8 protein-coding genes and 1 pseudogene are annotated in these 15,241 nt (G+C 64.1%); 2 read left to right on the forward strand and 7 right to left on the reverse strand.

What is annotated here, in order from left to right:
• The first annotated feature begins 58 nt into the window (after positions 1–58).
• Entirely contained in the window at positions 59–1,294 is a 1,236-nt protein-coding gene (locus tag AC1DLO_RS00150; protein WP_476888335.1) for an MFS transporter, read from the forward strand.
• 30 nt (positions 1,295–1,324) lie between these two features.
• On the opposite strand, the gene ftsY is transcribed toward AC1DLO_RS00150, so the two are convergent.
• From ftsY to AC1DLO_RS00185, 7 genes and pseudogenes are all read right to left on the reverse strand, one after another.
• The gene (ftsY, locus tag AC1DLO_RS00155) at positions 1,325–2,548 is read right to left on the reverse strand and encodes a signal recognition particle-docking protein FtsY (protein WP_476888336.1); all 1,224 of its coding nucleotides are present in this window, start codon (positions 2,546–2,548) and stop codon (positions 1,325–1,327) included.
• A gap of 20 nt (positions 2,549–2,568) precedes the next feature.
• Entirely contained in the window at positions 2,569–6,162 is a 3,594-nt protein-coding gene (gene smc, locus AC1DLO_RS00160; protein ID WP_476888337.1) for a chromosome segregation protein SMC, read from the reverse strand.
• 98 nt (positions 6,163–6,260) lie between these two features.
• Positions 6,261–6,425 (reverse strand): annotated as a pseudogene (locus tag AC1DLO_RS00165) (bifunctional DNA-formamidopyrimidine glycosylase/DNA-(apurinic or apyrimidinic site) lyase); the annotation flags it as partial.
• 282 nt (positions 6,426–6,707) lie between these two features.
• Positions 6,708–6,917 (reverse strand): helix-turn-helix domain-containing protein, encoded by a 210-nt coding sequence (locus tag AC1DLO_RS00170; protein ID WP_193593483.1) that lies wholly within the window; start codon positions 6,915–6,917, stop codon positions 6,708–6,710.
• Between the two features lie 2 nt (positions 6,918–6,919).
• Positions 6,920–10,033, reverse strand: a complete 3,114-nt coding sequence (locus AC1DLO_RS00175; RefSeq protein ID WP_476888338.1) for a type I restriction endonuclease subunit R — start codon at positions 10,031–10,033, stop codon at positions 6,920–6,922.
• Entirely contained in the window at positions 10,030–11,196 is a 1,167-nt protein-coding gene (locus AC1DLO_RS00180) for a restriction endonuclease subunit S (RefSeq protein WP_476888339.1), read from the reverse strand. The genes AC1DLO_RS00175 and AC1DLO_RS00180 overlap by 4 nt, the downstream gene beginning before the upstream one ends.
• Before the next feature lie 47 nt (positions 11,197–11,243).
• Entirely contained in the window at positions 11,244–13,190 is a 1,947-nt protein-coding gene (locus tag AC1DLO_RS00185) for a type I restriction-modification system subunit M (RefSeq protein ID WP_476888340.1), read from the reverse strand.
• Positions 13,191–13,720: 530 nt separating this feature from the next.
• Between AC1DLO_RS00185 and AC1DLO_RS00190 the strand changes: the two genes are divergently transcribed.
• Positions 13,721–15,187, forward strand: coding sequence for a recombinase family protein (locus AC1DLO_RS00190; RefSeq protein WP_476888341.1), 1,467 nt, complete (start codon positions 13,721–13,723; stop codon positions 15,185–15,187).
• Positions 15,188–15,241: the final 54 nt, after the last annotated feature.

Below are 15,241 nucleotides of genomic sequence, written 5' to 3' on the forward strand. Positions count from 1 at the left end.
GTATGTTTCGTCAGTTCCACATTCCCTGCGCCAACACGACCCGGAGGATCCCGACACGATGACCGCAAGCCCCAAATCCCGCGCAAATCAAGGGGCCAGGGCCACGAAGGCTGAGATGCCCCGGGACATCAAGGTGATGTTGGTGGCAGCGTTCCTGATAGCACTGGGTTTTGGCCTCGTCGCGCCCGTACTTCCGCAGTTCGCCACCACCTTCGACGTCGGCGCAACGGCGGCCGCGGTGATCGTGAGTATTTTCGCCTTCATGCGTTTGGTATTCGCTCCGGCAGGAGGTGCCCTGATGGGCCGCTTCGGCGAGCGTCCCGTGTACATTGCGGGGTTGCTGATTGTGGCGGCATCGACGGCGGCATGCGCCTTCGCCCAGAACTATTGGCAGCTGCTGGTCTTTCGGGGCCTCGGCGGAGCCGGTTCCGTGATGTTCACGGTGGCAGCGATGGGACTTTTGATCAGGCTGGCCCCTCCCGAAAGCCGCGGGCGGGTCTCCGGCGCGTACGCTTCTGCTTTCCTGATCGGTAGCGTCCTCGGCCCCGTGGTAGGTGGGTTGCTGGCCGGGTTCGGGCTGCGCGTTCCGTTCCTCGCCTACGCGGCAGCCCTGGTCCTCGCGGCCTTGGTTGTACGCACGCAGCTGACGGGCCGTTCAAAGGCTGCGATCCAAGGGGGTGCGGCGGGGCCGGCGATGCACATGAAGGAGGCCCTGGGCGATTCCGCCTACCGGGCCGCGCTGTTCTCCAGTTTCAGTAACGGCTGGGCGACCTTCGGCGTGCGCATGGCCACTGTGCCATTGTTCGCGGTGGTTGTCCTCGCCGCTGGTGCAGGTTCCGCGGGATGGGCCTTGGCCGTGTTCGCAGGGGGCAACGCGCTGGCACTGACCTTCTCGGGCCGTCTTGCCGACAGCTTCGGCCGCAAGCCCATGATGCTGCTGGGCCTGGTTGTCACAGGCTTGGCCACCGCCGCCATCGGTTTGACGAGCAATCTTCCCGCGTTTTTCGCGGCTTCCGCTGTGGCCGGCTTCGGCTCGGGTTTGCTGAACCCTGCCCAGCAAGCCGCCGTCGGGGACATCATCGGTCGTGGCCGTTCCGGTGGCAAGGTCCTGGCGGTCTTCCAGATGGCCTCCGACGCCGGAGCAATCGTAGGCCCGGTACTGGTTGGCCTTCTGGCCGACGGTTTTGGCTACGGCTGGGCGTTCGGCGCAACCGGCGGCATCCTGCTGCTCTCGGCCGTCGGCTGGTCCGTAGCACGCGAGCCGATGCAGCGCCTAGTTCAGCAGGGCAACTAGTTCAGCAGAGCACCTAGTTCAGCAGGGCACCTAGTTCAGCAGGGCGTCGACGAAGGCCTCCGCCTCGAACGGGGCGAGGTCGTCCGGGCCTTCGCCAAGGCCAACAAGCTTGACCGGTACGCCGAGAGCCTTTTGGATTGCGACGACGATCCCGCCCTTCGCGGTGCCGTCCAGCTTGGTGAGCACGATTCCCGTGATGTTGACCACTTCAGCAAAGACCTTTGCCTGGTTCAAGCCGTTCTGGCCGGTGGTCGCATCCAGCACCAGCAGGACTTCGTCCACTTCGGCCAGCTTCTCGATGACGCGCTTGACCTTGCTGAGCTCGTCCATGAGGCCGACCTTGTTCTGCAGGCGGCCGGCGGTGTCGATCATCACGACGTCCACTTCCTGCTCGATGCCGGATTTGACGGCCTCATACGCAACAGAGGCGGGGTCCGCGCCGTCCACATGTGACCTGACAGTTGCGACGCCGACGCGCTGCCCCCACGTGGCAAGCTGCTCCGCAGCCGCCGCCCGGAAAGTATCAGCAGCGCCCAGGAGAACGTCCTTGTCCTCGGCGACGAGAACGCGCGCGAGCTTGCCCACGGTGGTGGTCTTGCCGACACCGTTGACGCCGACCACGATCATGATGGCCGGGTGGTCTCCCTTGCGCTCCACGTTCAAGCTCCGGTCCATGGTGGGATCCACGAGCTTGATGAGTTCCTCGCGCAGGAGGGCTTTGACTTCCTCCGGGTTGCGGGTGCCTTGGACCTTCACCCGTTCACGCAGCGCATCCACCAGTTGCATGGTGGGCTCGGTGCCAAGGTCGGCAAGGAGCAGTGTTTCTTCGACTTCGTCCCAGACATCTTCGTCGATCTTGTCGCTCGCAAGAAGCGCCAGGAGACCCTTGCCGAGAATGTTGTTGGATTTGACCAATCGCGCCCGAAGCCTGTTGAGGCGGCCTTCCACCGGCGCAGGCGTCTCCACCTCGATGAGTTCAAGTCCCGCGGCGTCGTCAGGAACGTCGGTCTCGGGAACGGCAAGGTCGGTGGGCTCGGCGACGCTGCCGGGCGCCGGGCGTTCCCGCACGGACCCGGGGGCGTCGTCGACGATCGTTCCGCCGCCAGCCGACGCCGTACCAACGGGATCGTTGGCGTCGCGCGTTCCAGCGTAGGTCGAGGAGGACTTCCGCGCCTTGAGCAGGACAGGAATCAGCCCTCCGACCACCACAATGGCAGCGACAATGGACAAAATAATGGGGAGGAGATCGTTCACTCCCCTAGCTTCTCATAAAGCTAGACGTCGGCACCGAGCCTCTGACTGATGACGGTGGACACCCCGTCGCCCCGCATTGTCACTCCATAGAGCGCATCCGCGACTTCCATGGTCCTTTTCTGGTGGGTGATGACAATCAGCTGGCTGGACTCGCGCAGTTCTTCGAAGATCGTGATCAGCCGGCCCAGGTTGGTATCGTCCAGCGCGGCTTCCACCTCGTCCATGACGTAGAAGGGGGAAGGCCGCGCTTTGAAAATCGCCACGAGCAGGGCGACGGCCGTCAGCGACCGTTCGCCACCGGAAAGCAAGGACAGGCGCTTGATCTTCTTGCCGGCGGGCCTTGCCTCAACCTCGATGCCGGTGGTCAGCATGTCGTCGGGGTCTGTCAGCACCAATTTTCCCTCCCCGCCGGGAAAGAGCCGCGCAAACACGTGGTCGAACTGTTTGGACGTATCGGCGAACGCTTCAGCGAAGACCTGCTGGACGCGGCTGTCCACTTCCTTGATGATGTCCAAAAGGTCTTTTCGGCTGGACTTGAGGTCTTCCAGCTGCGTGCTCAGGAATTGGTGCCGTTCCTCGAGTGCCGCAAATTCCTCAAGCGCCAGGGGGTTCACTTTGCCAAGCGCAGCGAGGTCCCGTTCGGCCTTCCGGAGCCGTTTCTCCTGCTCAGCGCGGACAAAGGGAACACCCTCCGCGACAGGGTTTCCGTCTTCGTCCACCGGGGCGCGAAGTTCGGCCCATTTGTCAGTGGCGGCTGCGGGCACAGGAACGGGCTGCTCCGGACCGAAGTCGGCCACGAGTTGTTCCGCCGACAGGCCAAGTTCTTCGATGGCTCGCGTCTCCAAGGCCTCGATCCTGAGCCTTTGTTGGGCTCGCGCGAGTTCGTCGCGGTGCACCGAATCCGTCAGTCCAGCCAGTTCCTGGGCCAAGACGTCGTTGGTGCTACGGACATCGGCAAGTTCCTTCTCGCGCTGCTCACGGACCGCCTCCGCGAGGTCGCGAGCGCGGGCGGCCAAGTCCACTGAAACGTCGACAAAGCGCACTGTCTTTTCGACGGCGGAGGCCACTGCCGAGGCCCGCTCGGCTTGGGCTTTGCGCCGCAGGGCCCGACGCGCTGCCTCCTCGCGGGCACGCCTTTCGCTTGCGGCGGCGCGTTCCAAGGATGCAGCGCGGTTGCTGGTTGCCGCGAGTTGCTCCTCGGCACTGCGCAGCCCTAGCCTGACCTCCATCTCGCGGGACCGGGCTTCGCTGGCAGCCATCGACAAGCCGTCCCGGTGCTCTGTGGAAGGCTCTTCTTCCTGGGGGGCTTCTTGTGCCGCGGCCAACCGTTCCGCCGCAAGCTCAAGGGCTTCCTCGGCGACGGCGATGTTCAGTTCGGCCTTGGCTAAGGACTCGGCCAGGCGGTCGCTTTCCGCGACGGCGCTGCGCAACTGGGAATTCAGGTGTCCAAGCCGTTCGGCGACGGCAGCCAGCCGGGCATCCGAGTCGTGGAGTTTGTCCAGGGCCGCATCCGCGCGCTCCTGGGCGTCGGCCCGGCGCGCCTCGGCTCCCGCAAGGGCGAACTTGCCACGTTCAAGACGGGTGGTGAGCTCCAGAAGCCGGGCTTCGGCGTCGTCTACTGCGGCTTGGACCTCAAGGAGCGACGGTGCCGTGGCCGATCCGCCGTCCACAGTCAGGGCCCTAAAGACGTCCCCCTCGAGAGTCACGGCGGTAAGCCCCGGGTTGCCGGCAATGAAGCTTGCCGCTGCGTCCAGTCCATCGACGACGGCGGTGAGCGCCAGGAGGGCTACCGCGCCGCTGGCTTCAGGACCATCGGCCTGAACCAACTCAGTGGCCCAACGCACGCCGTCCGGTAACTCCGGCAGTTTCGACAAGTCGAGCTCCGTAGCGGCGGGCGGGACCACGTCCGCCAGCAAAAGGGAGGCGCGTCCGGCGTCGGCGTCTTTCAGCAACTGCATCGCAGCGACGGCTCCCGCGGCATCGGCCACCACCACGGCGTCGGAGGCACTGCCGAGCGCTGCGGCCACGGCGGCCTCATAGCCGGGCTCCACAGTCAGAAGGGAGGCCACTGAACCCACGACCCCGGGATGGCCTGAAGACAAGATCCGGGAAGAGCCATCCTTGCGGTTGAGGCCGAGCTGCAGGGCATCGCGGCGGGCGACGAGCGCATCGCGTTCGCGGACCTCTTCCCGTTCGGCGGCTTTCAATGCCTCGATCTCGGCAGTGATCTGGTCAAGAAGGGCGGTGGCGTCCTCGTATTCGGCGTCGAGGCTTTCCTCACCGTCTTCAACCCCGGCCACTTGCGATTCGAGGGCCGTGAACTCGCTTTGTGCGTGGCGACGGCGCTCCTCACCGGCAGAAAGCGAGTCCCTGAGCCTGCCCCGTTCGGCCTCGGCTGCCTCAGCCCGGGAACGCGCGGCAGCCAATTGACCCACGAGTTTCGCGAGGCCTTCACGGCGATCGGCTGCTGCCCGCAGCACGGCTGTCAGCCGCTTGTCCTCAGCCGCGGCAAGGTTCTCGGCTTCTAGTTTGGCAGCCGTGGCCTCGAGAAGCGCTGCCTGCTTCGCAAGGATGTCGTGCTCCAGCTCCGACTGTTCCTGCCGGACCCGGGCGGCCTGCCGGTCGAGGTGGTCCGGGTCGCGGCCGGAATCCGGGGCCGCATCCGCGGAGCCGAGGAGGCGGCGACGCTCAGTGGCGAGCGAACCCAAGGCTCGAAGCCGGTCCCTGGTTGCCGACAATTGATACCAATTGTCCCGGGCCGCATTGAGCCGGGGTGTGGCTTCGGCCGCAAGTTGCTCAAGACGGACCTGGCGTTGGCGGCCCGCGCCGAGCTCCGCTTCAACCGTCTCGCGCCGCTCCTTCAACGCAGCTTCGTCGGCGACATCTTTCTCCAACGCTTTGGAGAGCTGAACGAGCTCGTCTGCCAGCAGCCGGGACTTTGCGTCTCGAACGTCGAACTGGACGCTCTGCGCGCGGCGGGCGACTTCGGCCTGTTTACCCAACGGTGTGAGTTGCCGGCGGATTTCTGCCGTGAGGTCGCCAAGGCGCTGCAGGTTTGCCTGCATGGCTTCCAGCTTCCGGACAGTCTTTTCCTTACGGCGCCGGTGCTTGAGGATGCCTGCGGCCTCTTCAATGAATCCTCGGCGGTCCTCAGGGGTGGCGTGCAGGACGCGGTCCAACTGCCCCTGCCCTACGATCACATGCATTTCCCTGCCCAGGCCGGAATCCGAGAGCAATTCCTGGATATCCAGGAGACGGCACGGCGAGCCGTTGATGGCATACTCGGATCCGCCGGTCCTGAAGAGCGTGCGGGAAATGGTGACTTCGCTGTATTCGATCGGCAGGGCGCCGTCGGCGTTGTCGATCGTCAGCGCAACGTGCGCGCGGCCCAGAGGGGGCCGCCCCGATGTGCCGGCGAAGATGACGTCTTCCATTTTACCGCCGCGCAGGGTCTTTGCACCTTGTTCGCCCATGACCCAGGCCAGCGCGTCAACCACATTGGACTTGCCCGAACCGTTGGGGCCGACAACGGCCGTGACGCCCGGCTCGAAGTCGAACGTCGTGGCCGACGCGAACGACTTGAATCCCCGGACAGTCAAACTTTTCAGATGCAAGGTGTTTCGGATCTCCTGAGTGGCTGATTTCCCGTTCTCAATCTACTGCCCGACGGCGGAAATCCCCGGATTTGCGGGGGCATACCCGCGAATCCGTGCTACCAGCGGCCGTTGCGCGGCTTCGGCTGGCAGATGGGGCAGGTGTAGGAAGAGCGGTTCATGAACTGCTCGCGTTTGATGACACCCGGCAGCCCCACAGCGGCGCAGCGCCTGCACGGTTCGCCCGCCCGCCCATAGGCATCGAGGGATCGGGCGAAGTATCCCAACTACACACGTTTGTGACATTCACTCATTCGTCAGTCGAATCGTTAGTCAACTCGTCACTCGATCACGATTCGACTCACTGTCGGGCGGCCCTGTCCCGACGAGTCTTCGCTTCGAGCAGGGGCAGTAACGCATGGCTCTTGGGCAGGCTCGTGTTTCGAAGCCTGCCGGCGGGAGACGTCGTCAGCGCCATGGTCTTCCCTCCCTCATTAATCGAGACGACCATACTGAGGACCACTGACACAAGATGCGCGGAGACAAGCTGAAGGGGATCCGCATAATTAGCCGTCGCTCCTGAGCTCGAGCTTCAGGCCCAGCGCCTGCGCGACCTTCGCGATGGTCGCGGTCGACACGTCGTGGTTCGTCTCGACGCGCGCTATGGTCGGGCGCGACAGCCCGGACTTCTCCCCAAGCTCCGCCTGCGACCACCCCTGCTTCTTCCGGGCCTCGCGGATGACGTCGCCGAAGCCTTGCTGCTCCGCCTCGCCCATGCTCATTCCGCTGCCGGGTCGGAGCCCGCGTCCGCGTCGGGGCGGTGCTGGGCATGGAGCGCGTCCGCCGCGATGTCGGCGATCTGCCCGATGAAGGCCGGATCCGTCATGTACGACTGGATTTCCTTCGACTCGTTGACTGTCTTCAGCACCGCGAGCCCTACGGCACCGCTGAAGCCCTCGGATGCCTTGAGCTGGGAGAGCGTATTGTTCTTCGCCATCGCCACGGCCTCCTCGTTGGCGTCAAGGAAACCCCAGAAGGTCGTGATGAAGCCGGAGACGCTCTCAGGACTCACATCGACGCCTTTGGCCTTGAACATCTCGTTGACCTTGTCGATGGCCTCGTCGAGGGGGCCCTTCTTCGGCGTGGCGCTGCCGCCGTACTCGCCGTCGAAGATCGGGAGCTTGATGCCATCCTGGCTACCTTCGCTGAGCGAGTGGTCCTCCTCGATAGCGGACGGGACGAGCTTGACTCCGGAGAGCTGAACGCCCTCAAGGAAGCTGTCGTCCCGGTCGTCGCCGTCAGTGTGCAGGTTGCGTCCCAGCAAGGTCGCGAGGATGGCGCGGCGGTGCAGCTCCGGGTCCTGGTAGTCGACGATCTGGCTGAGGAACTGCCAGGCGTTGCGGTAGCCGAGGACGTCGGCGCGGAACGACTGCAGCGCCTCCTTCTGCTTCTTGTCCTTCGAGAGCACGGCTTGACGCCACTGGCCGCTCCAGCGGTTCTTGATCGGGGCCAGCGCCTTGGCGATCGCCTCGCCGCCGGCGTCAGTCAGGAACGTGTCGGCGACGGCGTCCATCTCCTCGTGGGTGTACAGCCCTGTCGTGTCGAGCCGCTCGCCGAGTGTGATCAGGGCGTTCGGGTCCACGTCACCGTCGACGTGCGCGTCGGAGTAGTAGAGCTTGAAGTCGGCTTGGACGCTGGCCGGGGTGTTTCGGAAGTCGACGACCATCGGCGCGGTCTTGCCAGGGTAGATGCGGTTCAGCCGCGAGAGGGTCTGCACGGTCGCGACGCCCGAAAGCTTCTTGTCAACGTACATGCCCATCAGGCGCGGCTCGTCGAAGCCAGTCTGGAACTTGTTCGCGACGATGAGGACGCGGTAGACGCCCTGCTCGCGGAACGCCCTGCCGACATCGCTGACGCCGTTCACCGAGATCTCTGTGACGCTCTCGCCGTCCTCGTCGGTAAGCGAGCCCGAGAACGCGGCGAGCGTGTGAAGCTCGTACCCCTTCTCGGCGATGTAGGCGTCCATCTTCCGTGACCAGCTCAGCGCTTCCATACGTGAGCTGGTCACGACCATGGCGCGCGCCTGGCCGCCGAGGAGCGGTTGTACGTTCCGTCGGAAGTGCTCGACCACGACCCGGACCTTCTGTGCGATCGCCGTTGGGTGAAACCTCGCGTAACGGACGATGCTCGAGACCGCTTCGCCGGTGTTGACCTGGACCTCGCTCTCTGACTCCTCGCCCTCGAGGGTGTTCTTCACCCGGAGGAACATGTCATAGGTCGAGTAGTTGGTGAGGACGTCGAGGATGAAGCCTTCCTCGATCGCCTGCGCCATCGTGTACGTGTCGAAGGCCTCCCAGCGCTCTCCGACCTGGTTACCGAACAGACGCAAGGTCTTTCCCTTCGGCGTCGCGGTCAGGGCGACGAAGGTGATGTTGGCCGAGGCCGCGATGGCAGAATCCTTCGCCGCCATGAGATCGTCGGCACTGATCTCCTCGTCGGGGTCGAGGTCGACATCGACGAGGAGCTCCTTGAGCTGATTGGCCGCGGAGCCCGACTGGGACGAGTGCGCCTCGTCGGCGACGACGGCCCAGCGCCGGCCCCGCAGCTCCTCGGTGTCCTCGATGAGCTTCATGACCTCAGGGAAGGTCTGCAGGGTGCAAGTGATGATGTGGTCGCCCTCGATGAGAGCCTTCTTGAGCTGGGGAGACTTCGCCCCGGACTTCTCGCCCACGGCGACGACGAGGCCCGTGCTGGACTGCACCAGGTTCATGTCGTCGCGGATGTTCTCGTCGAGGACAGTGCGGTCGGTGACGACGATGACCGAGTCGAACGTCGACTTCGAGTCGGCGCTCATGTGGCGGATCAGGCGGTGGCTGAGCCAGGCGATCGTCTTCGTTTTGCCCGATCCGGCCGAGTGCCAGATCAGGTAGCGCTTGCCCGGGCCGTTCGCCTCGACGTCGGCGACCACGCGCTCGACGGCCCGCAGTTGGTGGAACCGCGGGAAGACGAGCCTGCCATCACCCTTCTTCCCGGACTTGTCAGGCTCGAAGAGCGCGAAGTCCTTGAGGATGCGCATGAAGGTGGGACGAGCAAGAATTTCGCGCCACAGGTAGTTGGTCGATGACCCCGTGCCCGAGGGAGGGTTGCCCTCGTGTCCGTCGTTGCCCTGGTTGAAGGGCAGGAAGACGGTGTCCCCGCCCTCCAGCTTGGTCGTCATGTAGACGAGGTCGTTCGAGACCGCGAAGTGGACCAGCGCACGGCCGGGAGCGAGGAGCGGGCGGCTCCTGCCGGGCTTGCGGTCTTCCTTGTATTGGCGGATCGCGTGGTTGACGGTCTGCGTGTTGTCGGTCTTGAGCTCAAGCGTGACGACCGGCAAGCCGTTGGCGAGGAGCACGACGTCAATGCTCTCGTTGGTCTTCGTGTCGAAGCGCACCTGGCGAACGATGCGCAGCCGGACCGAGTCTGCCGCCTCGACGACCTCGATCAAGTTCGGGTTCGCTGGCGGGAAGGCCATCATCGGCCCGAACTTCGCGGCGGGGCGGCCGATCTGGGCGTAGGAGAAGCCCTTTCGCAGCACGCCGAGCAGGCCGCCGACCGGGTGCCCTGTCGTCGGGTCCATGCGCGTCGTCTTGGCGAGCTCCTTGGTGATGTGCTCAAGGAGCTTCCGCTCAGCGGCGACCTTCTGCTCGCCTACCAGGTCCTCGGGCACGGCCTTCTCGAATTCGTCGGGGTATTGGGCACCCAGCCAGTGCAGAACGTCGGCCGGCACCATGGCCAGGCCTACGTCCCAGCCGATCGGCTTCCCGTCGTCCTCGTATAGCCAGCCCCGCTCGGCCAGCTCGGAACAGAGATTCTCCTCGAACTCGCGCTCCATCAGCTGCGCGTTGCTCATGCGATTTCCTTCCGTCCGGTTACAACGTCGAGCAAGAAGGCAGACGAGTGCTCCACGAGGAGGTCTCGAAGTCTGGCGATCTTCCCCAACATCTCGTCGATGCGACCAGTGACGTCGTCGAGATGACCTGCAATGCGCCTCTGCTCGTCCATGGGAGGCAGGGGCAGGGGCATCATGTCCAGCGCGATCTTCGTGACCCGCTGGGCATTTGGGCGGACGCCTGTGCCGATGGCCCCGAAGTAGTCCACGTAGCGAGGGCTCCGGAGCAGATGGTGTACGTAGCGGGGGTAGAAGCGGGGCGAAATCCAGAACGCCTTATAGTCAGGGCTGATATAGCCGGTGAGTGACGACACCCCCAGTCCGCCGTGGTTGAGCCACATCATATTGGCGGCAAGTTGGCTAGGCCTCACAACCCGATAGTTTGCAACGTCCTGCGACGCCTGCTGACCGTCGGTTCGAGAGTTCAGCTCGACTCCTCGGTACTCAGAGATCGAGAGCAGAGGTCCTGGCGGATCGTCGCCGTTCCGCTCGGTGCTCTCGGTGAAGTCGTAGCCGAACTTCGTGCGGTCCCAGTGCTCAGGCATGCCGGACAGCGGGGACTTTGCGTCCTCGTGCCGGCGCGAGTCATCTTCGGCGAGGCCGAACAGGGCAGCAGTGTCGATCGCCCGTGCTCGCAGCGAGTCGGTGAGTTCATCGAGCTTCGCAACCATGGCGTCGACCTCGTCGAGCATGGCCGCGAGGCGGCGCTGGACATCCAGCGGCGGAAGGGGGACCCGAATGCGCGACATCCGCGTGAAGTTCGTCGACCACAGGTCATCGACAATTCCGGTGCCCCAGCGGAAGAACTCGTCCTGAAACGCGATGCTGCGGAACAGGTGGTGGCCGTACTCGGGGATCAGGAGGTCTGGCCTCGGAGTCATGACGGAGTATACGACCGAGACGCTCCCGTCCTGGCGCGCCAGCCCAGACGCCCCGCGCCTGTCGGATCGCGAGTTAATGACCAAGTCGCCGGTTCGAACAAGCTTCCGATCGCCTTCGGTCTGCGACTTGGCGACGCCGGCAAGCTGGGGCGTGACACCCAGCTTGCCGACCGACAGTGGTGGGTACGCGGTCTCGTCCACCTTCTCGTTCCGCTCGACGACGATAGACCCGATGGGAGCCATAACGAAGGCGGAACTCTCGAGCAGCGACTGGTGAACCGCCCGAACTGTCACTGATCGCTCACCAGCTTGAACATGTCGGCGAGTTCGCCCATGAGGCCCTGCACCTCGGCGTCAATCTCGTCTAACGGTCGCGGGGCGCGGGGCGTGTAGAAGATCCGCGTGAACGGGATCTCATTGCCGTGCTTCGCTTTGCTCTCTTCCCACTGGACATCAGGAGAGAATGGGATCACCTCGCGTGCCATGTGCTCATCCAGATCCTCGCTCAGCGGCACGCGTTCCGTCATCTTCCACCCGCTCGATGTGACCGCATTTCCTTTCCGATCGATGGCGGGCGGCGCTGAGTCATCAGGCACTGCCATCGCCTTCATCACAGCGTCCACCAGGCCCAGCGGGGCCTTCAGCCCGGCTGCTTTCGCTGCCTTCGGGAAGGCTTTTGGCAGGTCGTTCCAGTTCGTACCGTCGAGCGATTCGAGCACGGCCGCGTGGTCTTCCGTGAAGTCTTTGCGCTCGCGAAGGCCCTCAACGACATCGTCGCTGAATCGCGCGGCGAAGTGAGCCTGCTTGTAGACGGGGACGTCTCGGAATCTGAAGTCGTCAGGAGTGAGCACGCGGGAGATCTCAGGATCCGCTTGCTCGAAAGCCTTGTACGCCTCGAGCACCGGATCCCGGTCCGCTGGGCTCATCTCGCGGCGCTTCTCGCCCATCGGCCTGCGCAGCAGAGTCCACTGGTCTGATCCGTCAATCAGCTGGATCTTGCCTTCGCGTTCCGGGTCCTTGTTCGTATCGAGGATCCACACATAGGTCGGGATACCGGTCCCGTAAAACATGCCGGGCGGCAGGGCAAGGATGGCGTCGATCAGGTCCTCTTCAAGGAGCCACTCACGGATGGCCGTCGGCCCCTTGTCTCCGTTGAAGAGCGGAGCCGCGTTCGAGACTACTGCTGCACGTCCTCCCTGACCGTTCTTGCCGGCCGGGCTCAGCTTTGACGCACAATGCGCCAGAAACAGCATCTGTCCGTCACTGATGCTCGGGAGGCCGTGGCTGAACCGAGACCCCAGCTTCTTAGCCTGCTCCCGCACGGACTTCTCCTCGACCTCCCAGTCCATGCCGAAAGGTGGGTTAGAGAGCACGTAGTCGAAGGTCTGCCCCTCGTAGAGGTCCTCGAGCAGAGTGTTGCCATGCTTGATCGCGTCGGGGCGGCCACCCTGGACGAGGAGATCCGCCTTGCCGAGGGCGAAGGCAGAGGCCATGAGCTCCTGACCGTAGAGCGTGACGTCGACCTTCTCGTTGGTGCGCTTCAGGGCCTCCTGCGCGATCAGCAACATGCCGCCGGAGCCGGCCGTCGGGTCGTAGACCGAGCGCGCGGCGTGGTCAGCCGCGATCATGTCATCGTCGCCGCCGACTAGCACGTCGACCATGAGCCGAATGGCGTCGCGCGGCGTGTAGAAGTTACCTGCTGCCTTGCCTTTTTTATTGAAGGCCCGGTACATGACGTCCTCGAAGACGTCACCCATGCCTGTGTTGCTGAGGCTGGTCGGGCTGAGGTCGAGCGTGGAGAAGTGCTTGACGACGGCGTGCAGGCGGTTGGCGTCGGCTAGTACTTTCGCGCGCCGATTGAAGTCGAATGATACCCAGATATCGGCAATGTTGTGGGAGAACCCGTCGATGTAACTTTTGAGAGATTTGTCCACGTTGTCGTCTACAGATGCAATCGTCGCCAAGTCCAGCGGGGACACGTTGTAGAAACCCAAGCCGAATCTGTCCTTGACCGCGATGTCGATCAGGTGCTGGGGCATGTCGGCGAATGAATCGACATACTTTATGACGTCCTCTTTGCTGTCTGCGAGCATGCACTCCAGACGGCGGAGCACCGTGAACGGAAGGATGTAGTCACCGTAGTCCTCCTCGTCGACGATGTTGCGCAGGTACTTGTCAGCGGTGTCCCAGACGATCCGCGCGGTCGTTTTCCTGGATGCCTCTGCCGACTCGGCCATACGTGCTTGCTCCTGCTCGTTCGCGATAGTGTCCTGTATCAAGGACTTTACACGGATCCGTGTATCAGCAACGTGACATCCTGCCTCGTGTCTGAGGCGAGGCACTCCCACGCAAGTAGGTACGCGCCACGTCTACGCGACCATCACTTTGCCGAGCGGCGCACTCGCCGGGAGGCCGGCCACGGTGGCTGTCGCGGTGCCGGACGGAAGGACCGCCAGGGCTTGCCCTTTCTGGTCCGCGGCTACAAGACCGGTTTCACGCTGAGCACGACGACCAAGAAGCCGGCGTTGGCAACCGCGGCCAAGACGCAGGTTGCGAACAGCACGGGGAAAGACAGAGTGGTCGCGGCGCACCTCCCGAGACGGCGTTTTCCCTGGAGAGGGGCGAGTTTGGCCCAGTGGTCCGTGCGTCGCGCGGGGCGATAGGAACCCAGTCAAGAATGGCATGCGGCTGACCGCACTGGCCGCTCGAACACGAGCATCACCGCCGTTCACACGTTTATTGCATTGATGCAGTTAGGCTCAGATACGTGACCCTTGCTGCTGTGTACCTCCGCGTCTCCAAGTCCGACGACGACTCGGACGAGTCGCTGACCCTGGAGACGCAGCGACGACGCATCCGCGCCTTCTGCGAAGCGCGCGACTGGGAGTACGGTCCGGAGTACATCGACGACGGCATCTCAGCGACGAAGGCCCGCGACGCGACGACTCGCTGGGCCTCGATGCTTCAGGACCTGCGCGCGGGCAAGTTCGACGTCGTCGTGGCCCGTGACCTCGACCGCCTGCTGCGGACCTTGCAGGACCTGGTCAAGCTGATCGACCTCAAGGCGAAGGTCGCTACCGTCGACGGCGACATCGATCTGACGACCGCCGATGGCGAGTTCAGGGCGACCATGCTCGCTGCGGTGGCAAGGTTCGAGATCCGGCGCAAGTCCGAGCGAGCCATCCATGCCAACGAGACAAGGCGTCGTCGTGGGCTGCCCATCGGCCGCGTGCGGATCCTTGGCTACGACGATGACGGGGTGACGCAGATCGACGACGAGGCGGCGGCTGTCAAGAAGGCGTTCGAGGACTATCTCAACGGCACAGGCATGGCCCAGATAGCCCGCGACCTGAATGCCCAAGGCTTCACGACGAGCCGAGGCCGGCCGTGGAGCACTCACAATCTGCGCTCGATGTTCGGCAACACCCGGTACAAGGGGATCATCTCGAAGTGGGAGTCTGACGACAAGAAGCGGGCAGCGGGCGCGAGGATGTCCGACAAGTCCTATGCGGGCGACTTCGACCCCATCGTCACGGCGGACGTCTGGGACAGGGTCCAGCTGCTGCTCAACGACCCGCTTCGCGAGCGCGACTGGGGGACCGACCCGAAGTACCTGCTCAGCGGGATCGCCCGATGCGGGCGCTGCGACGACGACACGCGCCTGTTCACGCAGTATTACCAGCGTTCGGCGTACACGGGGAAGGACGGCGTGTATAGGGAGTTCGAGCCGAAGAGGCTGTACGCCTGTCTCAAGCACAAGCACCTGTCGCGGACGGCGCAGCCTGTCGACGACTTTGTCGAGGAGCAGGTGCTGTGGCGTCTGAGCCAGCCGGACGCCATGGCACTGTTCGACATCGCCGAGGACAAGTCGATTGACCGCAACAAGCTGCAAAATGAGCTCGACGAGCTGCGAAAGAAGTACAGCGGGCTCGCACGCCTCTTTACAGCAGGGATCCTCGATGAGGAGGGCGTCCGGGAGGAGTCGGGGCGCATCCGCGGCCTGATGCTCAAGATCGAGGGACAGCTTGCACCGCCGCCCAGCAACCCAGGGCGAGACCTGCTCCAAGGAGGGAACCTCATCGAGGAGTGGAAGGATCTGGAGCTCTCGCGCAAGCGCTTCATCCTGGAAAAGATCGCAACGGTCACGATCCTGCCCGCACCGCCGGGGAGCGGTCGCTCGCGCGGCTTCGACTCCTCTCTCGTGGACATCGACTTCACTCCCCGGTCGGCATAGAGGATTAGCCAGGCTCTCGCATAAGTCATTTGATAGATGAGTCGAATCGTGTAA

Source organism: Arthrobacter sp. 01T419, from assembly GCF_056398865.1.

Coding starts and splice junctions, on each gene's coding strand:
- AC1DLO_RS00150 (WP_476888335.1), top strand. CDS start 59: ATGACCGCAAGCCCCAAATCCCGCGCAAATCAAGGGGCCAGGGCCACG.
- AC1DLO_RS00170 (WP_193593483.1), bottom strand. CDS start 6,917: ATGGGCGAGGCGGAGCAGCAAGGCTTCGGCGACGTCATCCGCGAGGCC.
- AC1DLO_RS00175 (WP_476888338.1), bottom strand. CDS start 10,033: ATGAGCAACGCGCAGCTGATGGAGCGCGAGTTCGAGGAGAATCTCTGT.
- AC1DLO_RS00180 (WP_476888339.1), bottom strand. CDS start 11,196: ATGGCTCCCATCGGGTCTATCGTCGTCGAGCGGAACGAGAAGGTGGAC.
- AC1DLO_RS00185 (WP_476888340.1), bottom strand. CDS start 13,190: ATGGCCGAGTCGGCAGAGGCATCCAGGAAAACGACCGCGCGGATCGTC.